The organism is Nonomuraea sp. NPDC049486 (assembly GCF_040676925.1).
GTDB classification, from domain to species: domain Bacteria; phylum Actinomycetota; class Actinomycetes; order Streptosporangiales; family Streptosporangiaceae; genus Nonomuraea; species Nonomuraea ferruginea.
The window spans coordinates 5,342-28,602 of record NZ_JBFAPV010000011.1; the positions used below are offsets into that span (position 1 = coordinate 5,342).

The following is a 23,261-nucleotide window of genomic DNA, read 5'->3' on the forward strand; positions in this document are numbered from 1 at the left end:
CAGCCAACTCCCAACATCTCCCAGCGCTGGGAGTTGGCACAGAGAGGCCACCTACCCGCCATCCCAACTCCCAGCCAACTCCCAACATCTCCCAGCGCTGGGAGTTGGCACAGAGAGGCCACCTACCCGCCATCCCAACTCCCAGCCAACTCCCAACATCTCCCAGCATTGGGAGTTGGAATCTAAGAAGCTTACCCAAGGCGGCAAGTCCTGCTATGGGTGCCGCTCTCCAGCTGTCGAATCTTCAATGAACGAGTGCTGTATACATGATCTTGCACGCGTCACCTAGCAGATCTGCAACAGCGCTGTCTGATCACCTCGTACGCCGTCGACTCACCGCGTAGCGGCAGCGGGCCGGGGACGGAGTGTCAAGCTCGGCTTCGCGTGTGCGTTCGCCGGTCGCCGTTCCTCGATCATTCGTTGCCCTGCGGCCACAGCCGAGCTTGATACGGAGGAGCCGGTCTGCTGGGCTTGCCTGAGTCGATGGTGTGCGAGGTGATCAGCCCCCAGCCACCCCATCAACGTGCAGGGCCGTGTGGCGATCACCTCGGTGCCGGAGCGCTCCCGCCGGAGGCATGCTTTGACCTCGTCGGCTCTGTCCGGCATTCCGCGTCCTACACGGTGCTGGTGCATGCCCGCTTCGTCGTTCTGGCTGCGTTCGTTGGTGCGGCGGGGTGGCCGGGCGGGACCGGCCCGGAGAGGCCGCACGCCCGCCCGGACCGCCCGGCCGCCCGCCGCCCATCGGGCGGCGGCTTGATGACGTAGGGAAGGTATGAATCACGTACCACTCTGCCCGGCTGTCGATCTTGCCTCGCTACTGCTGTTCGACCAGTTCAGCCATGCTGCCGGTCACCGCATCGGCCCCGGCCTGGGTGAGCCTGTCAACCTTTCCCGGCTCGTTGGCATAGGCGATGCTGCGGGTTCCAGCGTTGTGCGCGGCCTGCATGTCGAAGTCGGAGTCTCCGATCAGCACGGCCTTTGCTGGCTCGACGCCCAGCGCCTTGCACGCCCACAGAACTGACTGCGGGTGTGGCTTCATCTGCTCCGGTACGCCGATCGGGCGTCCGGAAACCGCGGTGACCCACTCCCCCAGCTCGGCCACGGCAAGGAAGGTCTCGATGGCGGGTGCGGAGTTGTTGCTGACGATGCCGACCGGCTTGCCGGCCTCTGCGCACGCTTCGAAGAACTCCCGAACCCCCGGCGTGATCTCAGCGCAGGTCGCGGCCTCGATCTCGTTGCCCATGAGCGCGGTCTCCACCTTGTCGACCAGTTCCGGCACGATCTCAGCGATATGGCGCAACACCTTGAGCGGGTCCTCTAGCGCCTCGACGTCCTCCGGCAGTTGCACGCCTTCCTTGACGAGCACCTGCTTGAGCCGGGCCGCGACCACGGGCGCGGGTAGTCCGGCAAAGATGCTGCACACCGGACCGTCGAAGTCGAGCAGGACGGCGTCGGCCTGGCGGATGAGGTCGGCTGCGGTGGTCATAGCTCGATCTCGCGGCTGATGGTGGTCCACATGCTGTCGAACCAGCGGCGGGTCTCGGTGACGTACTGCGAAGCCATCGAGGTGGGGTCTTCGGTGATCTCGTAGTGGAAGAGCAGGGCGTCTTTGCCCATGACGTCGTACAGCTCGTGGGGCTCGCCCTTGATGCGGACCGTGTGCTTGACGACGGGGTAGAAGCCGAAGAACACCCGCTCGCGGTTGATCACGTAGAACTTGAACGCGGGTGCGGTCTGGTGGACGCGTACCTGGACAGTGGCGGTCTTGACCAGGCCAAGGTCTGCCAGCTCGTGGACGGCGTCGGCGATTGCCTGAGTGCTGCGCTGCTGGATGCGCAGGGCGCGGGTCCGGATCACGGGATCGTCGGTGAGGTCTTCGGCGCGGCAGGGCAGGGACATGGGGCGTTCCATGTCGGGGACCAGGATGCGGATGGCGATGGACTCGGGCGTGAGCCGTCCGAGCCGGATCTTGTCCAGGGGCTCCTGAAGCATCCCGTTGAGGGTTTCGCCGGAGAAGCCGGCGAAGTCGATGGAGACGTTGGGCTCCTCGAAGGCCCTCTCGATGTGAGGGCGCAGCTCGACCGGCCGTTCGGTGCGTTCGCGGACGAACACGCCGCTGCCTTGGCGGGAGACGACCAGGCCCTCGTCGCGTAGCAGGCGGATGGCCTGTTGGACGGTCATGCGCGCCACGCCGTACTTCTTCGCCAGGTCGTGGCCTGAGGGCAGCTTCTCGCCCGGCTCGAACTTCTTGGTCAGGATCGCAGCGCGCAAGGCGTTGGCGACCTGCTGGTACGGCGGGCGGGGGTCGTCGGGATCGAGACTCATCACGCAAAACAGCGTAGTTCTCCTAGGTTGCCTAGTCCAGTTACTCAGAGATGCTTGACATGGCTAGCCATGCTGGTCAACATGGACTCGTCAGCAAGATGCCTAGCCAAGTTAGGCAACCTTCAGAGGAGTTCAGCATGCGTAACATCCCCGTCGACATCACCGGCCTGGCCTTCATCGTCGCCGGTGAGCCCGAGCCGAAGATCGTCGATCGCGCCACCGGCGAAGTCAAGCGCGACGCCGAGGGGCGCGAGCTCTACACCATCCCGCTGCTGCCCAAGCCGAACGACGACCGGCGCAACCCGGTGATCGTGGTGACGTTCCCGAGCGAGACGTTCCCGCAGATCCCTGAGGGTGTGCAGGTTCGCCCGGTCGGCCTGGCTGCCTTCTTCTGGTCCATGAACGGCCGCTCCGGGCTCGGCTTTCGCGCCGAGACCATCACCCTGGCCGCGGCGAAGGCAGCCTGACCCGTAGGTACACCCGGGAGCGGGCGCATCGCCTGGCAGCTACCCGCCCGCTCCCGGGATCACCCCTTTTCGAAGGTTCGAAAGGAACGCTCCAAGTATGTCCGACTGGCTGATCCCGCTGGCCATCACCGTGGCCTCGGTCTGCACGGTCCTGCTGGTGTGGCGCATGCTGCACCCCGTCTCGTTCTGGCTCGTCGTCGGCTACCCGCTCAAGACCGCTCACGTCTACTTCACCTGGGGCAACGTCGCCCTCGGCTGCTCACTCACCCGCAAGCGGCGCCGCTGGCGCTACACCCTCGACGGCCTCCCGGTCGTCGGCAACGCCACCATCGCCCTGTCTCAGAAGCGGAAGGTCCGCAGGGTGCAGATCGACAAGCCGCCCCGGCTCGGCCTCGTCCGGCCCTGCCGTCTCGGCTTCCGCGTCAACATCAAGCTCATGGACGGTCAAACGCCGGACGACTACACGGCCCGGCTGTCCAACCTCGCCCACGCCTGGCGCGTCCACTCCGTCCGGCTCATCGCCTCCCGGCCCGGCCGGGTTACGCTGCTGGCCACCCGAGGTGATCCGCTGTCCGAGGTCCGCACGCCTGTGCTGTCGGAAGGGCTGTTGCGCGTGCGTGTCGGGCTGCTGGAGACCGGCGCACCGTGGGTGGTCGACTTCCGTACGGTGCCGCACTGGCTCAACACCGGAGCCACCCAATCCGGCAAGTCCACCCTGCTCAACGCCCTCATCACCGGCCTGTCACCGCAACCGGTCGCCCTGGTCGGCTTCGACCTCAAGGGCGGCGTCGAACTCACCGCCTACGGCCGACGCCTGTCGGCCATCGCCACCGAGCGGGCCGAATGCGTCGGCCTGCTCAACGATCTGATCTGCCTGGTCAAAACCCGAATGGCGCTGTGCCGGGCGAACAAGGCGCGCAACGTCTGGAAGCTGCCCGAGGACCTGCGGCCGACGCCGGTCGTGGTCCTGGTGGACGAGGTGGCCGAGCTGTTCCTGATGGCCCACAAGGGCGAGAAGGACGAGATCGCTACCACCGCCACCGCGCTCCTCAGGTTGGCCCAGCTCGGCCGGGCGTTCGGGGTGTACCTGGTGGTGTGCGGGCAACGGGTCGGCTCCGACCTCGGCCCCGGCGTCACCGCCCTGCGCTCCCAGCTCTCCGGCCGGATCTGCCACCGGGTCAACGACCCGGAGACCGCCACCATGACCCTCGGCGACACCGACCCGGCCGCCCTGGACGCGGCCCGCCAGATCCCAGCCAGCATGCCCGGCACCGCCATCGTCGTGGCTGATGACGGCCGCTGGTACCGCGCCCGCTCCGTCTACGTCAGCGAAGAAGCGGCCGAAGCCGCCGCCACCGCCCATGCCCAGCTCGCGCCCGCCTGGACCGACCTGCTCACCGGCGCCGACACCATGACCGTCACCGACGCCGAGCTGGAAGCACTCGCCCGCGAAGGCGAACCCACCTAACCACCTTTCCACCTCGGCCCGGCGCGGGCCTCATCGCGCCAGATCCCTACCCGCCCCATGCCCGAAACCGAAAGGAGGTGCCACCCATGGGACGCATCCGCGCCCGGCTGCTCGACACCGGCCCCGTCGTCGTCCTGGCGGTCATCGCCGCCGTCGGCTCGTTCACCCACATCAGCGATCTGGCCGCTGCGCATGGGCAGCACGGCTGGCAGGCGTGGGCGGTCGCCGTGTGCATCGACCTGATGTGCGTGATGGCCGCCCGCGAACTCCAGCGCGACAAGCGCACCGGCCGCCACCGCCACGGGCTCATCTCGTGGCCGGCACTTGTGCTGACTGGCGGCATCGTCCTCACCTTGGCCGCCAACCTGGCCACCGCGCATCCGAGCGTGTGGGGCTGGATCACCGCTGCCACACCCGCTGTCGCCTTCCTGGTCGCGGTCTCCATGCTGGAGCGCCGCGCCTCCCACCGCGCCCCCATCGACACGGCCGAGCTGGTGGACGACGACGCCGACGGACAGCTCGATCCTGCCGAGACGGGAACCGCCGAGCTGCCACAGCTCGACTCCGCCCCGTCGCCCGTCCCCGGACCGGCAGAGCCCGGCCAGATCGGGACCGGCCCGGCTGAGCCAGGTCACGCCGAGTCGGGTCCGTCGCCCGCGCTGCTGGCCTACGCCCGCCGCCTGGCCGACGACCACCACACCAGCCATCAGCGGCCCATCACCGGCGACCAGCTCGCCACCCGCATGCACGTCTCGCCCGACCTGGCCGCCGACCTGCTCACCCACCTCCGGAAGGAACCCATCGCATGACCAAGAACCTCACCCCCGCCCACCTGATCGACGCCGCCCGCGCCTGGGCGCGCGGCTCCTACGCCCTGGAAGCCGCCGTCGAACTGCTCGTCCAGCATGACGTCTGGCTGCACCGGCCGGAGTTCCGCCGCTACGCCGTCGACTACATCACGGCCACCTACACCCGCATCCCGTACGCGGTCATCGACTGGCAGGCCGCCCACGCCGCCCTCAGCCGGGGCCGCATGCCCTGCTCCGGCAGCGAAGCCGCCGTCCTGCGCATCGCCCTGTCGATCGCCGACGGGGTGCCGGTCGAACTCGGCCCCGCCATCACCTGCCTGGACGCCACCAACCTCGCCCGCGTCCTGGCCGCCATCAACCACGCCCAGGGCAACCGCGCCGCCTGGCTCGCCACGAGAGGAGACGCCACGTCATGAACTGGCCCTACTGTCGCCGCTGCCTCGGCTTCGGCACCATCACCGCCTACCGCAGCCAGCCGCAGCCCACCGGCCCGACGCTGGTGATCGAGGTCTCGGAGACCTGCCCCGTCTGCCGGGGGACGGGCACCCGATGACCAGCAAGCGGCCCCGTACCCGAAAGCCCGTCTGCCGGACCTGCAACGGCGAAGGCCAGGTCGAGACCTTCCAGATCATCGGCCGGGGCAAGAACGCCACCCGCGTCGACACCTGGGCCTTGTGCCTGGACTGCTGCGGCGCCTGATCGTGACCCGCTTACCGTGCCCGTTCTGCGTCTGCTGCGCCCGCTACGGCTGCGACTTCGACGGCGACCCGCCCGACTGCGACACCACCACACCCGACCAGCCCTGCCCCTGCACCCGCCAAGGAGGTGAACCCGAATGATCCACTTCTACGCCTGCGCCACCTGCAACGGCACCGGCCTGCACGACGACGCCACCTGCCGCGACTGCTCCGGCACCGGCATCGACCTCGACAGCCGCGACTAGCTCCGGCGACGCCACCACGGGACGGCTCAAGCCTGGCAGCCACGCCGTCCCCGTGGGGCGTCACCCTCCGCTCTCACGAAGGAAGTCCAGTATGCGCCACCGGCCCTGTCCGGAATGCGGCGGATACGGCTCCGTCCGCATCCGCCCGACCCACACCCACCACCTGATCGACGTCAACTGCCCGTGCTGCGAAGGCAGCGGAGAGGAGGCTCAGTGACCGAAGCACCCGCCCAGCTCGGCGACCTCATCGGCCCCGTCATCCGGGACCTGGCCCGCCGCTCCCACCACGACATCACCCGCTGGCTTCACCAGGTCGACCGGCTCCGCGGCTGCACCGACCCGATCCGCCTCACCGGCGAATCCACCACCCTGAACGCCACGACCGGCGAACTCCTGCACACCTACACCACCCGCGACGAACCACACGGCCAACTCCTGATCCGCTGCGGCAACCGCCGCGCCTCCCGCTGCCCGGCCTGCGCCGAGACCTACCGCCAAGACACCTTCCACCTCATCCGCGCGGGCCTGCTCGGCGGAGACAAGGGAGTCCCGGAGATCGTCCGCACCCACCCGAGAGTCCTGGCCACCCTGACCGCCCCGTCCTTCGGCCCCGTCCACCGAGGCCCCGGCAAGGACGGCACGCTCAATGTCTGCCACCCGCGCCGCACCGGCCCGTCCTGCTTCACCCGCCACCAGAAGGGAGACCCGACCATCGGCCAACCGCTCGACCCCGACACCTACGACCACACCGGCCACGTCCTGTGGAACGCCCACGCCGCCGCCCTGTGGCACCGCTTCACCATCTACCTCCGCCAGCACCTGGCCGCCGCCACCGGCCTGACCCGCAAGGAGTTCGCCCGCACCACCCACCTGTCCTTCGCCAAGGTCGCCGAGTACCAAGCAAGGGGCGTCGTCCACTTCCACGCCATCATCCGCCTCGACGGCCGCGACGGCGATACGCTCACCAGCCCGCCCGCCTGGGCCACCCTCGACCTGCTCACCACCGCCATCACCTCGGCTGCAAAGGCCGTACGCCTGCCCGCCCCGGAGACCGGGCAACCGCTCACCTGGGGCACCATCGACGTCCGCCCGATCCAGTCCGCCGGCCTCGACGCCGATGCCCTGTCCGAGGCCGCCGTCGCGGGCTACATCGCCAAGTACGCCACCAAGGCGGCAGAGACCTCCGGCACTCTGGATCGCCGCGTCACCCGACAAGATCTGGCCCGCCTACACACCCACGGCGTCACCGAGCACGCCGCTCGCCTGATCCGCACCGCCTGGGACCTCGGCAACACCGACGCCCACCCGGACCTGGCTCAGCTCCGGCTGCGCCAGTGGGCTCACATGCTCGGCTTCCGAGGCCACTTCTCCACCAAGAGCCGCGCCTACTCCACCACCCTGACCGCCCTGCGCCGCGTCCGCCTGGAGTACCGCGAGGCCCAAGAGCTGCAACGCCTACGCCACGACCCGACCAGCACTCTCGTCCTCGCCCACTGGAAGTACGCCGGACAAGGCTTCACCCCCGGCGAATCCGCCCTGGCCGCCACGATCAACGACCACAACCCGGCAGGAGGTAACTAATCCATGCATCACCTGATCAGCACCTCACGGCACGCTCCTGCCGAGTCCACCTCGGACGAGCGGCGGGCCGTCTACACCGTCATCGAGGCAGCACACCTGCTGTCGCTGTCTCGGGGCAGCGCCTACGCCCTCGTCCGCAACGGCACCATCCCAGCCATCCGCATGGGCAACCGCTGGGTGATCCCCAAGCGCCGGTTCCACTCCTGGTTGGACGGCACGCCGGAAAGCGAGGCGAACTGACATGGGTCACATCGTCAAGACCAAGGCCGGGACGTACCGAGCCAACTGGCGTGACCAGACCGACCGCCAGCGCTCGAAGACCTTCACCACGAAGCGGGAGGCGACGGCATTCCTGGCCGAGATCAAGAGCGCGCTCAACCGCGGTTCGTACGTCGACCCGCACGCGGGTAAGACCAAGTTCGGCGCGTACGCGAGTAGCTGGCTCGCGTCCCGCAATCACGAGTTGGCTACCGCCGCGCGCGACCAATCCATCATGCGCAACCACGTCCAGCCCCGCTGGCAGGACCTCCCGCTCGGCAAGATCGAACACTCTGCCGTACAAGCATGGGTCACCGACCTCGGCAAGCGCCTCTCCCCCGCCACGGTGATCGAGTGCCATCGCCTGCTGTCCGGCGTGATGCGCTCGGCGGTACGGGATCGACTCATCGGCGCGAACCCGTGCGAAGGGGTGCGCCTGCCCAAGCGGCGCCGCCAAGACGACGATGACCGCACCATCACGCGGGAGGAGTTCGCCACGCTCCTCCCGCACGTCCCCGACCGGTACCGCGCCGTGGTCGCCCTGGCCGCCGGAGCGGGACTGCGCTGGGGTGAGTGCGCCGGGCTGCGATGGGACGCCATCGATCTCGAAGCCGGTACCGTCCGGGTGCTCCGCGTCGCGGTCGAGGTCAACGGCCACGTCACGATCAAGCCCTATCCCAAGTCCAGGGCGGGACGACGGGAGATCCCGCTCCCCGGCTTCGCGCTCGACCTCCTCACCGCACACCGGAATGCATTCCCGCCCGGTCCGCTCGGCGAGGTCTTCACCGTCAGGAGCGGCAACCTGATGAGCCGCCACACCTTCCGCGCCCGAGTCTGGCGGCCGTCGCTCGTACGGGCCGGTCTTCTCGGATCGGTCACACCGGCTGTGGAAGGGTTCGTCGGCACCTGGACGACCAAGGCCGGTATCGAGCAGAGCAAGCGCTTCACGATCAGAGAGGAAGCCGTTACCTATGTCGCCCAGCACGCCGGGGAAGGGCTCCGCTTCCACGACCTGCGACATTGCTACGCCACCTGGCTCGTCTCCAGCGGCGTGCCGGTCAACGACGTGGCCGGGCTCATCGGCCACGAGCAGATCTCGACCACGCTCAACCGCTACACGCACGCCTCACGCGACCGCAACAGCAGGGCTCGGGCGGCGTTCGCTGACTTTTCGCTGACTCCCGCCCTGAATCAGCTCCCCGGGCCGGACACCGAGCAAGAGCGATCAGAAGACACCGGGTAGCCGAACAACCCCTCTGAACAGCACGAAGGCCCGTCCGATCACCCGGACGGGCCTTGCTGTGTCTGGTGGAGATGAGGGGATTCGAACCCCTGACCCCTTCGATGCGAACGAAGTGCGCTACCGGACTGCGCTACATCCCCAAGACCTCGACCAGGTTAGCAAACAACCGAGGGTCCTCGCGCCACAGTATTCAGTCACCCACCGCTCGCCGAGGCGGTTCGGCGTACTGGTCGAAGAGAACATCCCCCTGCGCCCCCGTGAACTCGATGACCTCTGCCTCCCTGGCCGCGAGTTCCTCGGCCCGGCGGCGGGCGCGGATGCGGCGGGTGCGCTCGCGGGCCTGGAGGGCGCGCTGGCGGCGTTCGCGGTCGACCTTGACGGCGATGCGCAGGAACACGAGGTAGAGCAACATGACGGCGCCGGACGGGGCGACGCCCCACCAGGGGATCATCTGGACCGAGGCCGTGACCACCGAGGCCACCACCAGCAGGATGGTGAAGAACAGCAACCGCCGCCGGCGCGCTACGATGATCGCCCGCCGCCGGTAACGGAACTGGCGCGGGTCGACGCGTTCGGTCTCCACCGGCTCCTCGTCGGGCGCGGTGGTGAGGTCGGGGATCTGGTGTTCGCCGGTGTAGTGCTCTTCGAGCTCGGCCAGTTCGGCGAGGTTGGATTTGTCCCGGCGCAGCCACATGGGCACCAGCACGCAGAGCCACATGATGACGATGGCGAGGTAGAGGAGAGCACCGCTCACAGGCACCTCCGGGCAGCACGAGAACGCCTCGGTGCGTCGGGCGTTCTCATTGTGCTCACGTCACGCACCGTAAGACCGCGTGTCACTGATTGACGAGCATTCGATGCGGTGTGTCGCGAGATCGTCAAACCTCTTCCACGGACGACCGGGCGCGACGCCACTGTACGAGCAGGCCGCCGGGGACGTCCTCCGCGGTCAGCGCGTAGCAGATGTGGTCGCGCCAGGCTCCGTCGATGTGGAGTTGGCGACGCCGAATGCCTTCTTCCCGGAAGCCCAGTTTCTCAACCACTCTACGGCTGGCTTGGTTCTCGGGGCGGATGTTCGCCTCGATCCGGTGCAGGCCGGTGGTGAAGAAGCAGTGGTCGACGGCCATGGCGAGGGCGGTCGGGGTGATGCCGCGGCCGGCGAGCGCGCCGTCGATCCAGTAGCCGACCTGGGCGGATCGGGCCGAGCCCCAGACGATGGCGCCGATGGTGAGCTGTCCGGCGAAGCGGCCGCGGTAGGTGACTACCCAGGGCAGGGCGAGGCCCTGCCGGGCCTCGCGGCGCAGGGTGGCGACCATGGTGAGGTACGGGCCGAGCCCGGTGCGGAAGAGCGGTGTCTCGGGGTTGCTCGGCTCCCAGGGGCGCAGCCAGTCGGCGTTGCGTACCCGGGTGTCGCGCCAGACGCGTGCGTCGCTCAGCCGGAGCGGCCTGAGGGACACCGGGCCCTCGGTCAGCGTCGCAGGCCAGCCGCGTAGTCGATCCACATCTGACATCATCCCCCGATTCGGCGCGATGCCGCCACGGGTCTGGTGGCGCATCTGAGGTCAGCGTGGGTGGTCGCCGCCGCGGATCTGGTCGACGGCGTGCTTGAGCACGGGGGCGAGCACGGCGACGCCGTCGCGGACACCTCCGCTGGAGCCGGGCAGGTTGACGATGAGGGTGTGGCCTGCCTGGCCGGCGAGGCCGCGGGAGAGGATCGCGGTGGGCACCTGGTCACGGTTGGCGGCGCGGATGGTCTCGGCGATGCCGGGGATCTCGCGGGTGATCACGCGGGCGGTCATCTCGGGGGTCCGGTCGGTGGGGGTGAGGCCGGTGCCGCCGGTCGTCACGATCAGGTCGTACGCCTTGGTGACGCCGTGGCGCAGGGCGGCCTCGACGGGTTCGCCGTCGGGGACGACGAGTGGGCCCTCGACGGTGCAGCCGGCCTCGGTGAGCAAGGAAACCAGGAGCGGTCCTGACTTATCGGCATAAATCCCGGCGGACGCCCGGTTCGACACCGTCACCACCAGCGCCCTGATCACGCCCGCCTCCACTCGCCGGTCTTGCCGCCCGTCTTCTCCTCGACCCGGATGTCGGTGATCACCGCTGCGGGGTCGGCCGCCTTCACCATGTCGAACAGCGCCAGCGCCGCCGTCGACACCGCCGTGAGCGCCTCCATCTCCACGCCGGTGCGGTCGGCAGTCTTGACCCGGGCGGTGATCGTCACCCCCCAGTCGGCCACGTCGAGCGTCACCTTGACGCCGTGGATGGCGATGGGGTGGCACAGCGGGATGAGGTCGGGTGTCCGCTTGGCGCCCATGATGCCGGCGATGCGGGCCACGCCGAGCGCGTCGCCCTTGGGCACGTCGCCGGAGCGCAGCAGCGCCACCACCTCGGGCGACAGCAGCACCCGGCCGGTGGCCGTCGCGGTGCGGGCGCTGACGTCCTTGGCGGACACGTCCACCATGCGCGCGGCGCCGGTCTCGTCGACGTGCGTCAGCTCGCTCACAGCCTGATCACCTCCACCTGCTCGCCGGCGGGCACCTCGGTGACGTCCTCCGGCACCACGATGAGCGCGTTGGCGGAGGCCAGGGCGGCGAGCTGGTGTGATCCCTGGCCGTGCACGGGGGCGACGGAGCCGTCGGAACCGAGCATGCCACGCAGGAACGACCTCTTGCCGGCCGGGGAGCGCAGCGGCGCCGTGGTGCGGACGGTGACGGTGGCGGGCGGCCCCGCCGGGAGGCCGCGCATCTTGTCGAGCGCGGGCCGGACGAAGAGCGTGAACGACACGAACGACGAGACGGGGTTGCCGGGCAGCGCGAAGATCGGCACCTGGTCGTCGCCGACGGTGCCGAACCCCTGGGGCATGCCGGGCTGCATGGCGACCTTGTCGAACCGTACGGTGCCGAGCGGGCCGAGGGCTTCCTTGACCGGCTCGTACGCGCCCATGGACACCCCGCCGCTGGTCACGACGGCGTCGGCGCGGACGAGCTGGGCGTCGAGACGCTCCAGGAACGCGGCCGGGTCGTCGCCCACGGTGGGGGCGCGGAAGCCGTCGGCGCCGGCGGAGCGGGCGGCGGCAGTGAGCGTGAAGCTGTTGGAGTCCCAGATCTGGCCGGGGCCGAGCGGCAGCCCCGGCTCGATCAGCTCGGCGCCGGTCGCGAGCACGACGACGCGCGGCCTGGGCCGGGCCAGGACGCGGCGGCGGCCGACGCCGGCGATGATGCCGAGCTGGGCGGGGCCGATGACGGTGCCGGGCTTGAGCACGACCGCGCCGGCCTGCACGTCCTCGCCGGCCAGGCGGATGGCGTTGCCCTCCCGCACGGTCTCCTCGATGCGGACCTGGACGGTACCGCCGTCGGTCAGCTCGACGGGCACCACGGTGTCGGCCCCCGAGGGCATCGGGCCGCCGGTCATGATGCGGACGGCGTGGCCGGGGCCGACGGCGAGCAGTTCGCCGGCCCCGGCCGCCACGTCGTCGATCACCGGCAGCGTGACCGGCGCGTCCGCGATGTCGCTCGCTCGTACGGCATATCCGTCCATGGCGGAGTTGGCGAACGGCGGGAGCGGCACCGGGGAGGTGATCTCTTCCGCGAGCGTGGCGCCGAGGGCCTGCTCCAGCTCCAGCTCCAGCGGCGCGAGCGGGCGCACCGTGGCGAGGATGTCGGCCAGGTGCGCGTCAACCGATTTCATCGAGGAACTCCCGCAGCCAGGGCAGGAAGTCGGGGGCGAGGTCGGGCCGGTCGGCCGCGAACTTCACGACCGTGCGCAGGTAGTCGAGCTTGTCGCCGGTGTCGTAGCGGCGGCCGCGGAACAGCACGCCGTGCACCGGCCCGCCCTTGTCGGCGTCGCGGCCGGCGAGGGTGCGCAGCGCGTCGGTGAGCTGGATCTCGCCGCCGCGGCCCGGCGGGGTCTCCTCCAGCACGGCGAAGACCTCCGGGTCGAGCACGTAGCGCCCGATGATCGCCCAGTTGGAGGGCGCCTCCTCGACCGGAGGCTTCTCCACCAGGTCGACGACCTTGACGACGTCGTCCTCGCCGGTCGCCTCGATGGTCGCGACCCCGTACAGCGAGACCTGCTCCCTGGGGACCTCCATCAGCGCGATCACACTGCCGCCGTACGCGCCGCGCACCTCGATCATGCGCTGCAGCAGCGGGTCGCGCCGGTCGATCAGGTCGTCGCCGAGCAGGCAGGCGAACGGGTGGTCGCCGACGTGCTGCTTGGCGCAGAGGACCGCGTGCCCGAGCCCCTTGGGCTCGCCCTGCCGCACGTAGTGCAGGGTCGCCAGTGAGGCCGGCTCGCGGACCTGGGACAACCGGTGCTCGTCGCCCTTCGCCTCGAGCACGTCCTCCAGCTCGTACGCGCGGTCGAAATGATCCTCTATGGACCGCTTGTTCTTGCCAGTGACCATCAGCACGTCGAGCAGGCCAGCGGAGGCGGCCTCCTCGACGACATACTGGATGGCGGGCTTGTCGACGATGGGCAACATCTCCTTGGGTGTCGCCTTGGTCGCCGGAAGGAACCGGGTGCCCAGACCCGCGGCGGGCACGACGGCTTTCGTCACAGGGTCGAAGTCAGCCATGCCTAGACCCTAGTGGAGGTACCTGTGGACAAGCCGCACCTGCGTCGCGAACTGCTCGCGGCGCGCGCCTCGCTCACCCCCGATCAGCTCCGCGCGAACGCCACCAAAGTCCGCGAAACCCTGCTCGACCAGCCCTGGGTCCAGATGGCCGGGCTGGTCGCCTGCTACTGGTCGATCGGCGCCGAGCCCGGGACGCACGGGCTGGTGTTCGCGCTGTGGAAGCACGGCGCGACCGTGATGCTGCCGGTCCTGCGCGAGGACGACGACCTCGACTGGGCGGTGTACGACGGGCCTGACACCCTGGCGCCGGGCCGGTTCGGCCTGATGGAGCCGGTCGACACGCGGCGCGGAGTCGACGCGATCCGCACGGCGGCGCTGGTGATCGCGCCCGCGCTGGCCGTGGACCGGCGCACCGGGGTGCGGCTGGGCCGCGGCGGCGGCTCGTTCGACCGGGCGCTGGCCCGGGTCGGGCCGAACGTGCCGACCGTCGCGCCGCTGCACGAGGGCGAGCTCAGGGACGACATCCCGGCGGAACCGCACGATCGGGCCGTCCGCTTTGCGATCACACCTTCGGGACTAATTAAACTTACCTAGACACAGGTGATCAAAGGGGGCCAGATGACGCTGGATGTCTGGCTCCTCGTCAGTGCCGTCATCGTCATCGCCGCCGTCATCTCGGTACGGGTCGCGCACCGCAGCGGGCTGCCCAGTCTGCTGCTGTTCCTCGGGTTCGGGCTGGCCCTGGGAGACGCCGGGTTCGGCATCCCGTTCGCCGATCCCGGCCTGGCCAAGGACATCGGCTTCCTGGCGCTCGCGGTGATCCTGGCCGAGGGCGGCCTGACCACGAACTGGAGTCAGGTCCGCCGATCGGTGCCGCTGGCGCTGATCCTGGCCACGGTCGGCGTCGCGGTCAGCATCCTGGCCGTGGCCATCCCCGTCCGTTACCTGCTGGGCGTCGACACCATCACCGCGCTGATCATCGGCGCGGTGCTGGCGCCGACGGACGCCGCCGCGGTGTTCTCCGTCCTGCGCCGGCTGCCCCTGCCGCCCCGGCTGGCGGGCATCCTGGAGGCGGAGTCCGGCTTCAACGACGCCCCGACGGTGCTCGCCGTGGTGCTGCTGAGCGGCACCGTCCACGCGTCGCCCGACCTCGGCTCGTTCCTCGTCGAGACCGGCAGCGAGCTGGCCATCGGCGCCGCCGTCGGGCTGGCGATCGGCCCGGCGGGCGCGTTCGCGCTGCGCCGCATCGCGCTGCCCGTCTCGGGCCTCTACCCGATCGCGGTGCTGGGCCTCACCCTCTTCTCGTACGCGGGAGGGGCGCTGCTGCACGGCTCCGGCTTCCTCGCGATCTACTTGACCGCGCTCGTCCTGGGCAACTCGAAGCTGCCGCACCGAGCCGCCACCCGGGGGTTCGCGGAGGGCATGGCGTGGCTGGCGCAGATCGGGCTGTTCGTGATGCTGGGCCTGCTGGCCAGCCCGATGGAGATGTCGTCGGCGATCGTGCCGGGGCTCATCGCCGGCACGGTCATGCTGGTGCTGGCACGGCCGCTCGCGGTGCTGGTCAGCGCGTCTCTCGGGCGGCTGATCGGGCAGGGCTGGGTGTCGTGGCGGGAGCAGGCCTTCCTGTCGTGGGCGGGGCTGCGCGGCGCGATCCCGATCGTGCTGGCCACGATCCCGTGGGCTGCCGGGGTCGAGGGCTCCAAGGACATCTTCAACGAGGTGTTCGTGATCGTCATCGTGTTCACCCTGCTCCAGGGGCCCACGCTGCCGTGGGCCGCCCGCCTGCTCAAGGTGACCACACCCGTCGAGGCGCACGAGCTGGAGGTGGAGGCGGCTCCGCTGGAGGAGCTGAACGCCGACCTGCTGCAGGTGTCGGTGCCGCCCGGGTCACGGCTGCACGGGGTGGAGATCTTCGAGCTGCGGCTGCCGCGCGACGCCCAGGTGACGCTGGTCGTGCGCGACGGCAGGTCGTTCGTGCCCGGCGAGACCACTCGGATCAGGGCCGACGACCAGCTCCTGCTCGTCACCACCGCCGCCACCCGTGACCAGGTCGAACACCGGTTACGCGCCGTCAGCCGCCGCGGCAAGCTCGCCGGATGGTACGGGGAGCGGGGATTGGAATAGGCGTTTGACCGCATCGGTTACCATTAGCAGTCGCAAGGCATGAGTGCCAAAGCCTGCTAGGAGGAACGCGTGCCGACCTACCAGTACGCCTGCAACGACTGCGCCGAGCAGCTCGAGGTCGTTCAGAAATTCAGTGACGACGCGTTGACCGTGTGCCCCGCGTGCGAGGGGCAGCTGCGCAAGGTGTTCTCGGCGGTCGGGATCGTCTTCAAGGGCTCGGGCTTCTACAAGACCGACAACCGCTCGTCGTCGGGCTCCTCCTCGTCCTCTTCCTCGAAGTCCGACAGCTCGTCCTCTTCGAAGTCCGAGTCGAAGTCGGACAGCAAGCCCGCCGAGTCGGCCCCCGCCCCCGCCGCCGCCTCCAACTAGCGAGGGCGGTCCACCAGGGCTCCGAGCAGATCCGGAGCGACCCGGTCGAGCAGCTCCTCCAGCTGCGGATGCGGCCCCCAGTCGGCGACCGACCTGCTCAGCGCCTCGCGTGAGCAACGCAGCAGCCGCAGCGCGGCTTCCTGGCCGCGCTCGGTGAGCCGCAGCATCTCGCCGTCCGCCGAACGCTCCAGAAACCCGTCGTCGACGAGCTGGTCGGCGTACGGTCTGCCCTGCTCCCTGCTGACCCGCGCCCGTTCCGCCAGGGCGGCGGCCGACACCCAGCCCTTGCCGCCCAGCCGGGCGATGATCCACACCCCTTCCGGCCTCATGCCCGCCAGCCCGGCCAGATCGCCCATCCGGGTGTAGTAGCCCGTGCGCAGCTCGGCGTCGGCGAGCCGGACCAGGCCCCGCTCCACCTCCTCCAGCGACGAACGCTCGGCGGACGTCGCGCCCAGGCATTCGCCCAGGTCGGCCGCCTTCGTCGTCTCCCTGAGCCGCTGCTGCGGGATGAACCACGACAGCAGGAACGCCACCAGCATGACCGGCGCCGCCACCCGGAACACCATGGCGATCGAGTCGGCGTACGCGTGGAGGAACTCGGCCGCGAGGCCGGGCGGCAGCCGCCGGACCACCGTGGGATCCTTCTGCACCTCGGCCGGGTCGAACCCCGGCGGCAGCGACGACCCGGCCAGCACCTCGCGCACGTCCTGCGCGAGCCGCCCGGTGAAGACCGCCCCGAGCGCCGCGACCCCGAACGACCCGCCGATCGACCGGAAGAACGTCGCCCCCGACGTGGCCACCCCGAGGTCCTTGAACGAGACCGCGTTCTGCACCACGATCACCAGCACCTGCATGGTCATGCCGATGCCCACGCCGAGGATCAGCAGGTAGACCGACAGGGCCGGCATGCCGCTCGACTCGGTCAGCGTCGACAGCAGGAACATCCCCACGGTCGCGATGCCCGTGCCCGCGATCGGCAGGAAGCGGTATTTACCGGTCTTCGAGATGACGAACCCGCTCACGACCGACAGCGTGAGCATGCCCGCCATCATCGGCAGCAGGTAGACCCCCGACAACGTGGCGCTCACCCCGTGGACCACCTGCAGGTAGAGAGGCAGGTACGTGAGCGCGCCGAACATCCCGAACCCGACCACGAATCCCACGACCGACGACGCCGCGAATGCCTGGTTCCTGAACAGGGCGAGCGGCAGCACCGGCTCACGCGCCCGGCGCTCGGCCGCCACCCAGCCGGCCAGCATCACGACCGCCGCCACCGCCAGCCCGACGATCACCGGGTCGGCCCACGGGTAGACGGTGCCGCCCCAGGTGGCGATCAGCACCAGGCAGGACGTCGCGCCGCCCAGCAGGACCACGCCCGCGTAGTCGATGGTGTGGCGGGCGCGCTGGCGGTCGCCGGGCAGCGCGGCGGTGATCACGAGCAGCGCGACGGCGCCGAGCGGCAGGTTGACGTAGAACACCCAGTGCCACGACAGATGGTCGACGAACAGGCCGCCGACCAGCGGCCCGACGACGCTCGACACGGCGAACACGGCGCCGAAGAACCCCTGGTACTTCCCCCGGTCGCGGGCCGAGACCACGTCGCCCACGATGGCCTGGGCCAGCACCATCAGCCCGCCGCCGCCGAGTCCCTGGAGGCCGCGGAAGCCGATCAGCTCGCCCATGTTACGGCTGAGCCCGCACAGCGCCGAGCCGGTCAGGAAGATCACGATGGCGGCGATGAACAGCCGCTTGCGCCCGTACTGGTCGCCGAGCTTGCCCCACAGCGGCGTGGACACCGTCGAGGCGAGGATGTAGGCCGTCACCACCCACGACAGGTGATCGAGCCCGCCCAGGTCGCCGACGATCGTGGGCAGCGCCGTGGACACGATGGTCTGGTCGAGCGCGGCCAGCAGCATGCCGAGCATCAGCGCGATGATGATCAGCCCGAGGCCCCGTTGCCGCATGCGCCGATAATACGCCGCGTATCGTATCGGCCACGTTGGGTGGTCGCGCCTTGTCCACAGCCCTCACCCCGCCCGCCCGCGATATCCACAGAACGAGATTCGGCCTCTTCGACCCCATTCCCCCGCCCGCTACTCTCAGCGCCATGGTCATTCGCGCAGACATCGGCGTCATCGGCGGCTCCGGCTTCTACTCCCTGCTCGACGAGGCGGAGGAGGTGGAGGTCGCCACCCCCTACGGCCCGCCCAGCGACGTCGTCACGGTGGGCCGCATCGGCTCGCGTCCGGTGGCCTTCATCCCCCGCCACGGCCGGGACCACCGGTTCCCGCCCCACCGCATCCCCTACCGCGCCAACCTGTGGGCCCTGCGCTCCCTCGGCGTCCGCCAGGTCCTCGCCCCCAGCGCGGTCGGCTCGCTGAAGCCCGAGCTCGGCCCCGGCGCGATCGTGGTCCCCGACCAGCTCGTCGACCGCACCTCCGGCCGCGTCCAGACCTACTACGACGCCGGCGGCGCGGTCCACGTCTCCTTCGCCGACCCCTACTGCCCGTCGGGCCGCGAGGTCGCCGTCGCCGCCGCCCGCGCCGGCGAGTGGCAGACCGCCGACGGCGGCACGCTCGTGGTCATCGAGGGCCCGCGCTTCTCGACCAGGGCCGAGTCGCAGTGGTTCCAGCGCAACGGCTGGACCATCGTCGGCATGACCGGCTTCCCCGAGGCCGCGCTCGCCCGCGAGCTGGCCCTCTGCTACACCTCGCTGTCGCTGGTGACCGACCACGACGCCGGCGTGGAGGCCGGCGAGGGCGTCACCCACGAAGAGGTGCTGGCGTTCTTCGCCCGCAACGTCGCCCGCATGCGCACCCTCGTCTCCGACACGGTCCAGGCCCTGCCGGAGGAACGCACGTGCTCCTGCGGCTCCGCCCTCGACGGCATCAAGCTTCCCTTCGAGCTGCCGTGATCCGCGCCTGGCTGCGGCGGTGCGAGCGGCGCCGCCGCCTCGTCGCCGCGGTCCTGGCCGCCCTCGGCGTCCTGTGCGGCCACCTCGCGCTGCGCCCGCCCGCGGGCCCGGCCGTGCTGGTCGCCGCCCGCGACCTGTCACCCGGCGTGCTCCGTCCCGGCGACCTGCGCGCCGTGCCCATGCCCGCCCCGCCCGACGGCGCCCTCCGCACGGGCGCCACCGGCCGCGTCCTGGCCGCCCCCATGCGCCGCGGCGAGCCGCTCACCGACGCCCGCCTCCTCGACCGCTTACGCCTGCCGCCCGGCATGGTCGCCACCCCCGTACGCATCTCCGACCCCGACGCCGTGCGCCTGATCTCCCCCGGCTCCCGCATCGGCGTCCTCGCCGCCGGCGACACCCAGACCGCCTCCCTGGTCGCCGACGACGTGACCGTGCTGACCATCCCGTCGGCCGACGACGACCACGGCGCCCTCGTCGTCCTGGCCACCACTCTCACCCAGGCGGAGTCCCTGGCAGGCGCCCAGGCGTCGGGCCACCTGTCCATCGCCATCAAACCGGCCTGAAGGCCCTCGTGTGATCGAGAATGGCGTCGACGACCGTGTCCCACTGGGCGCGAGGGAAGACCTCGTGACCGGTTTGCTCCATCGCCATGAAACGTGCGCCGGGGATCTCCTCGGCCAGGGCGCGTCCGTGCTCGATGGGGAACATCGGGTCCTCGGTGCCGTGCAGCACCAACGTCGGCGCGGTGATCTGCCCGAGCCGGCCCCGCCACGGCTCCCCGGCATCGATCATGAAAGGGTTGGTCAGCTGGGCGGCGATGTTCGTGGTGCGTCCGGCCACCCGGGCGGCCATGGCCCGCATGCCCGCCTCGTCGAACGGCCTTGAGGCGGCGGCGAACGGTCGCTCGGCCTCCACCAGGTAGTCGATGACGCCTGCCCGGTCGGACCAGTCGGGCCCGGGGTCTTCCTCCGCGAACAGGGCCTGGAGGTCCGCCGACATCCGCGGCAGGTCCGGGTGCTCGTGCCCGGGCCCGCCGGGCGTGGCGGAGGCGAGGGTGAGCGAGGCGACCCGGCCGGGGTGATCGAGCGCCAGAAGCTGACCGATCGCCGCGCCCTGCGACATGCCGACGACGTGGGCGCTGGTCAAGCCGAGGGCGTCGATCAGGCAGGCGGCATCGGCGACCAGGTCACGCAGCCCGTACGCCGGCGCTCCCGCCGGATAGTTCGTCGACAGGCCGGCGTCCCGGCTGTCGTAGCGGATGACGTATCGGCCCCCGGCCACCAGTCGCCGGACGAAGTCCTCTTCCCATGCCAGCAGTGAGTGACCCGCGCCATGGACCAGCAGGATCGCGGGATGCTCCGGCCGGCCGAAGGACTCCGTGCTCAGCTCGACCCCGTTGACCTCGATCATGCGCTGCTCGAACGACATCACGCCTCCGCTCTTTGGTTACATGTAACGAAGACGATAGAGGAAGTCTCGTTACATGTCACGAAAATTCCTTACACTGATCCCCATGACGAGACCGCGACCGCAAGAAGAGACCGCGCGCCAGGCCTGGGCGGCCTACCGCAGGCTGCACCTGCTCGTGGACGCGGAGATCGCGCGCGACCTGGAGCGGGACACCGGCCTGTCGATGGCCGACTACGAGGTGCTGGACGCGGTGGCGGCGATGTCCGACGGCGAGCACTGCATCCGGGTGAACGGCCTCACCGCCCGGATGAACTGGGCCCACAGCCGGCTGTCCCGCCAACTCGGCCGGATGGAACGGCGAGGGCTGATCGCCCGCCAAGCCTGCGAGCTCGACGGCCGCGGCGACGACGTCGTGCTCACCGAGTCAGGCCGGCAGGTCTACGCCGAGGCCGCCCCGGCCCATCTCGCCTCGATCCACCGCCACTTCACCGCGTCGCTGTCCGCACAACAACTGGAAGCCCTGATCGGCATCGAGCAGACCATCGGCGCGTCGGCGACGAGCATGCGTGAAGAGCTCTAAAGCACCGAGTCGGCCTCGGGATCGTACTCCCAGTGCCACGGCTCGAACGGGCTGCGGTAGGCCCAGTCAGGGTGGATCCACCCGTACTTCTTGCCGTACTTCTCCAGCCAGTTGAACTCCGCCGACCGGAACCTCTCCACCCCGCCACACAGGTCCACGGCCAGCCCCAGCCCGTGGTTGCTCTTCCCCGGCACGGCCGCGAACCCCGGCCGCCGGTAGTAGACCGACTGCTGCTCCGCCAGGCTCCGGTAGGCGTCCGTCACGCACATCGGCCTGCCGAACTGCTTGCGGTAGGCCTCGTTCAGACTGACGAACGCGATCGCCGCGTCCGCCCGCAGGCTGTGCCCCTTCTGCTGCAACGGGCAGAGCATGCTCGTCGGGATCAGCCCGTTGGGGTAGTCGTTGGCCGTGGCCGCCCGCAGCGGGTTGCACCCGAGCGCCGCCTTCTCCACCTTGTCGATCTTGATGCCGAGCTTCACCAGCTGCTGGGTCAGCGACTTGACGACCTTGTCGGACTTCTTCCTGAGCAGGTCGATCTCCGCCGCCATCTGCGCCTCGGCGAGCAGGTTGCCCGCCCGCAACTCCTGCGCGTCGCCGGCCAGCCGCTGCGTGTGCAGGGTGAGCGTGCTCGTCTCCTCCACCGCGTGCTGCCGCACCGTGACCATGTGGTTGACGTTCGCCAGCGCCCGCAAGGTATCGCTGTTGGAGTCACCGGCCAGGAACGACGCCACCCCGTCGGCGCCGACGGGCTGCTGGTAGAGCAGCTCGGCCAGTTGCGACACCGGCCGCCGCACCTGCGCGAGCTGCCGCTCCGCCACCTCAAGGGCCTTCAGCTTCTCCTTGAGCTCCTTCTCGGCGGCGGCGAAGTCCGTGCGGCGCTTCTCCAGAGCCTTGGTGGCGTCCTCCAGCTCCTGGGCGGAACGCTGCGCTTCCTTGCGCAGCGCGGTGAGGTCCTTCGGGTTCTCGTTCGCCCTCTTGTTCGCCTTCTTGTTCGCCGCGGCCTCGCGTACGGACTGCTGACCGGCATGCGCGGCCTGCCCGGCGGCCTGGGCCGCCCCGGCCGCGGGCACGCCCGCCAGGGAGGTCATCGTCATGACAACCGCGATCAGACCTGCTGACCGAGGGGCTGGCACGTTCGACTCCTCCGCTTTGCAAACTCGTGACGCGGGTCCGGCACGCACGTTACTACAGCCCTCTGAGTGTCCGGACCGAACTCCGGAGAGCCGTTATGACATGAACGACGCTTTTGCCCCTTCAAGACGACCGCTGCCCTTGTCTGTCAGTACGCGGCGGACAGGCTTGCGGTTCTATGGCGAGCGGGATTCAGGGCGGCTGGGCTTCTCGACTTCTGGGCTTCTGGACTGCTGGGCTTCCGGCAGGTTGGGCATTCGGCACCCTCGGCTTTCGGCACGCTTGGCTTGCGGCGCCCTGGACCTCCTGCGCCCTGGGCCTCCTGCACCCCCGGCCTCCTGCACCCCGACTTCCGGGAGGCTCGGCTCCGGGCACCTGGGCTTCCGGAAGGCTTGGCCTCGGGCACCTGGGCTTTCGACGTGCCTCGGCTTCTGGCACGGCGAGACTTCTGGGGCAGGGAGTTTGCTGGGGCTCAGGACGCGGCTCCGAGCCCCAGCCACCCCCACACCGGGAGTCAGTCACGGCGCCGCGACCCGGCCGCCACCCTCCGCTCATGCTCCCGGCAGAACTCCCACAGCCACGTGTCCTCCCACTCCTCCGGACACGCCTCCGCAGTCGGCGACGGCTTGCCCCGTGACGTCTCCCTCACCACGTCCTCCGGCTCCCGAGTCCGCGACCGAACCTTGGGCGCCACCACAGCTCTCACCACCGGCGCCTCCTCAACGACCGGAGCAGGTGCCACCTGAGCAGGCACCGGCGCCGCGAACGCCCGTACCGGATGAGCCGGCGCAGGCGCGACCACCGGCCCGAACAGGACCGGCCTCTCCCCCGCCACCACACCCCGCCGACCACCCACCCGCTCGTCCCGCCCCGCTTCCCCGGCCGCCAACCCAGCAGCGAAGATCGCCGGCGCCAGCAGCGCCGCAAACAGCACCACCGGCCGCCGGCGCGCCTGCCTCCGTCGCCTCGCATCCACAGGTGGGACGGTATCCGCGTCACCTGTCCCGAAAGGTGATCACTTGCCAGGGCTTTACCGCAGCTCACACCACCCATGACGTGG

General features: G+C 70.1%; 27 protein-coding genes and 1 tRNA gene. 16 read left to right on the top strand and 12 right to left on the bottom strand.

What is annotated here, in order from left to right:
- Nucleotides 1–814: 814 nt before the first annotated feature.
- The gene (locus AB0K05_RS29020; protein ID WP_364233212.1) at nt 815–1,486 is read right to left on the bottom strand and encodes an HAD family hydrolase; all 672 of its coding nucleotides are present in this window, start codon (nt 1,484–1,486) and stop codon (nt 815–817) included.
- A complete protein-coding gene (locus tag AB0K05_RS29025; protein WP_364233719.1) occupies nt 1,483–2,325 on the bottom strand; it encodes a GntR family transcriptional regulator in 843 nt (280 codons plus the stop codon). The genes AB0K05_RS29020 and AB0K05_RS29025 overlap by 4 nt, the downstream gene beginning before the upstream one ends.
- Before the next feature lie 137 nt (nt 2,326–2,462).
- On the opposite strand from AB0K05_RS29025, the gene AB0K05_RS29030 reads away from it, so the two are divergent.
- The 10 genes from AB0K05_RS29030 (at nt 2,463) to AB0K05_RS29075 (ending at nt 9,094) form a co-directional block, all read left to right on the top strand.
- Complete coding sequence (locus AB0K05_RS29030; RefSeq protein WP_364233215.1) at nt 2,463–2,792, top strand: hypothetical protein; 330 nt, start codon at nt 2,463–2,465, stop codon at nt 2,790–2,792.
- A 97-nt stretch (nt 2,793–2,889) separates the two neighbouring features.
- Nucleotides 2,890–4,260, top strand: a complete 1,371-nt coding sequence (locus AB0K05_RS29035; protein ID WP_364233217.1) for an FtsK/SpoIIIE domain-containing protein — start codon at nt 2,890–2,892, stop codon at nt 4,258–4,260.
- 86 nt (nt 4,261–4,346) lie between these two features.
- Nucleotides 4,347–5,069, top strand: a complete 723-nt coding sequence (locus AB0K05_RS29040; protein WP_364233220.1) for a DUF2637 domain-containing protein — start codon at nt 4,347–4,349, stop codon at nt 5,067–5,069.
- Nucleotides 5,066–5,485: a hypothetical protein gene (locus AB0K05_RS29045; RefSeq protein WP_364233223.1), complete on the top strand. Its 420-nt coding sequence runs from the start codon at nt 5,066–5,068 to the stop codon at nt 5,483–5,485. The genes AB0K05_RS29040 and AB0K05_RS29045 overlap by 4 nt, the downstream gene beginning before the upstream one ends.
- Nucleotides 5,482–5,622, top strand: a complete 141-nt coding sequence (locus AB0K05_RS29050) for a hypothetical protein (protein ID WP_364233225.1) — start codon at nt 5,482–5,484, stop codon at nt 5,620–5,622. The genes AB0K05_RS29045 and AB0K05_RS29050 overlap by 4 nt, the downstream gene beginning before the upstream one ends.
- Nucleotides 5,619–5,768, top strand: a complete 150-nt coding sequence (locus tag AB0K05_RS29055; RefSeq protein WP_364233227.1) for a hypothetical protein — start codon at nt 5,619–5,621, stop codon at nt 5,766–5,768. Before AB0K05_RS29050 ends, AB0K05_RS29055 begins: the two co-directional genes overlap by 4 nt.
- 2 nt (nt 5,769–5,770) lie before the next feature.
- Entirely contained in the window at nt 5,771–5,908 is a 138-nt protein-coding gene (locus AB0K05_RS29060; RefSeq protein ID WP_364233230.1) for a hypothetical protein, read from the top strand.
- Between the two features lie 317 nt (nt 5,909–6,225).
- Nucleotides 6,226–7,593, top strand: a complete 1,368-nt coding sequence (locus AB0K05_RS29065; protein WP_364233233.1) for a replication initiator — start codon at nt 6,226–6,228, stop codon at nt 7,591–7,593.
- A gap of 3 nt (nt 7,594–7,596) precedes the next feature.
- A complete protein-coding gene (locus tag AB0K05_RS29070) occupies nt 7,597–7,833 on the top strand; it encodes a helix-turn-helix domain-containing protein (RefSeq protein ID WP_364233236.1) in 237 nt (78 codons plus the stop codon).
- Between the two features lies 1 nt (nt 7,834).
- Nucleotides 7,835–9,094: a site-specific integrase gene (locus tag AB0K05_RS29075; RefSeq protein WP_364233238.1), complete on the top strand. Its 1,260-nt coding sequence runs from the start codon at nt 7,835–7,837 to the stop codon at nt 9,092–9,094.
- Nucleotides 9,095–9,157: 63 nt separating this feature from the next.
- On the opposite strand, the gene AB0K05_RS29080 is transcribed toward AB0K05_RS29075, so the two are convergent.
- The 7 genes from AB0K05_RS29080 to galU all read right to left on the bottom strand — a co-directional run bounded on the left by AB0K05_RS29080 (nt 9,158) and on the right by galU (nt 13,673).
- A tRNA-Ala gene (locus AB0K05_RS29080) sits at nt 9,158–9,234 on the bottom strand.
- 50 nt (nt 9,235–9,284) lie between these two features.
- Nucleotides 9,285–9,848, bottom strand: a complete 564-nt coding sequence (locus tag AB0K05_RS29085; protein ID WP_219551124.1) for a hypothetical protein — start codon at nt 9,846–9,848, stop codon at nt 9,285–9,287.
- A 124-nt stretch (nt 9,849–9,972) separates the two neighbouring features.
- Complete coding sequence (locus AB0K05_RS29090) at nt 9,973–10,605, bottom strand: GNAT family protein (RefSeq protein ID WP_364233721.1); 633 nt, start codon at nt 10,603–10,605, stop codon at nt 9,973–9,975.
- Between the two features lie 51 nt (nt 10,606–10,656).
- Nucleotides 10,657–11,133, bottom strand: a complete 477-nt coding sequence (locus AB0K05_RS29095; RefSeq protein ID WP_364233241.1) for a MogA/MoaB family molybdenum cofactor biosynthesis protein — start codon at nt 11,131–11,133, stop codon at nt 10,657–10,659.
- Nucleotides 11,130–11,600: a cyclic pyranopterin monophosphate synthase MoaC gene (gene moaC, locus AB0K05_RS29100; protein ID WP_148029030.1), complete on the bottom strand. Its 471-nt coding sequence runs from the start codon at nt 11,598–11,600 to the stop codon at nt 11,130–11,132. The genes AB0K05_RS29095 and moaC overlap by 4 nt, the downstream gene beginning before the upstream one ends.
- On the bottom strand, nt 11,597–12,784 hold the full coding sequence (gene glp / locus AB0K05_RS29105) for a gephyrin-like molybdotransferase Glp (protein ID WP_271275766.1): 1,188 nt from the start codon (nt 12,782–12,784) through the stop codon (nt 11,597–11,599). Before glp ends, moaC begins: the two co-directional genes overlap by 4 nt.
- Nucleotides 12,771–13,673 (bottom strand): UTP--glucose-1-phosphate uridylyltransferase GalU, encoded by a 903-nt coding sequence (gene galU, locus AB0K05_RS29110; RefSeq protein WP_148029028.1) that lies wholly within the window; start codon nt 13,671–13,673, stop codon nt 12,771–12,773. Before galU ends, glp begins: the two co-directional genes overlap by 14 nt.
- 24 nt (nt 13,674–13,697) lie before the next feature.
- Here galU and AB0K05_RS29115 point away from each other — a divergent pair, with 24 nt between their 5' ends.
- The 3 genes from AB0K05_RS29115 (at nt 13,698) to AB0K05_RS29125 (ending at nt 16,166) form a co-directional block, all read left to right on the top strand.
- Nucleotides 13,698–14,267 carry a 5-formyltetrahydrofolate cyclo-ligase gene (locus tag AB0K05_RS29115; protein ID WP_148029027.1) on the top strand — a complete coding sequence of 190 codons (570 nt, stop codon included), beginning with the start codon at nt 13,698–13,700 and terminating at the stop codon, nt 14,265–14,267.
- 24 nt (nt 14,268–14,291) lie between these two features.
- Nucleotides 14,292–15,797: a potassium/proton antiporter gene (locus AB0K05_RS29120; protein WP_271275767.1), complete on the top strand. Its 1,506-nt coding sequence runs from the start codon at nt 14,292–14,294 to the stop codon at nt 15,795–15,797.
- 69 nt (nt 15,798–15,866) lie between these two features.
- Complete coding sequence (locus AB0K05_RS29125) at nt 15,867–16,166, top strand: FmdB family zinc ribbon protein (protein ID WP_219551114.1); 300 nt, start codon at nt 15,867–15,869, stop codon at nt 16,164–16,166.
- Here AB0K05_RS29125 and AB0K05_RS29130 read toward each other — a convergent pair.
- The gene (locus AB0K05_RS29130; protein WP_364233246.1) at nt 16,163–18,130 is read right to left on the bottom strand and encodes an MDR family MFS transporter; all 1,968 of its coding nucleotides are present in this window, start codon (nt 18,128–18,130) and stop codon (nt 16,163–16,165) included. The genes AB0K05_RS29125 and AB0K05_RS29130 overlap by 4 nt on opposite strands.
- Nucleotides 18,131–18,273: 143 nt before the next feature.
- Here AB0K05_RS29130 and AB0K05_RS29135 point away from each other — a divergent pair, with 143 nt between their 5' ends.
- Together AB0K05_RS29135 and AB0K05_RS29140 are read left to right on the top strand one after the other, a co-directional pair.
- Complete coding sequence (locus AB0K05_RS29135) at nt 18,274–19,080, top strand: S-methyl-5'-thioadenosine phosphorylase (protein WP_148029023.1); 807 nt, start codon at nt 18,274–18,276, stop codon at nt 19,078–19,080.
- The gene (locus tag AB0K05_RS29140; RefSeq protein ID WP_271275769.1) at nt 19,077–19,643 is read left to right on the top strand and encodes an RcpC/CpaB family pilus assembly protein; all 567 of its coding nucleotides are present in this window, start codon (nt 19,077–19,079) and stop codon (nt 19,641–19,643) included. The genes AB0K05_RS29135 and AB0K05_RS29140 overlap by 4 nt, the downstream gene beginning before the upstream one ends.
- Here AB0K05_RS29140 and AB0K05_RS29145 read toward each other — a convergent pair.
- Nucleotides 19,630–20,508 (bottom strand): alpha/beta hydrolase, encoded by an 879-nt coding sequence (locus tag AB0K05_RS29145; RefSeq protein WP_364233249.1) that lies wholly within the window; start codon nt 20,506–20,508, stop codon nt 19,630–19,632. The genes AB0K05_RS29140 and AB0K05_RS29145 overlap by 14 nt on opposite strands.
- An 85-nt stretch (nt 20,509–20,593) precedes the next feature.
- On the opposite strand from AB0K05_RS29145, the gene AB0K05_RS29150 reads away from it, so the two are divergent.
- Nucleotides 20,594–21,070: a MarR family transcriptional regulator gene (locus tag AB0K05_RS29150; protein WP_271275771.1), complete on the top strand. Its 477-nt coding sequence runs from the start codon at nt 20,594–20,596 to the stop codon at nt 21,068–21,070.
- Here the strand turns inward: AB0K05_RS29150 and AB0K05_RS29155 are convergent.
- Entirely contained in the window at nt 21,067–22,164 is a 1,098-nt protein-coding gene (locus tag AB0K05_RS29155) for a D-alanyl-D-alanine carboxypeptidase family protein (RefSeq protein WP_271275772.1), read from the bottom strand. The two genes, AB0K05_RS29150 and AB0K05_RS29155, sit on opposite strands and share 4 nt — an antisense overlap.
- Nucleotides 22,165–23,261 lie beyond the last annotated feature (1,097 nt).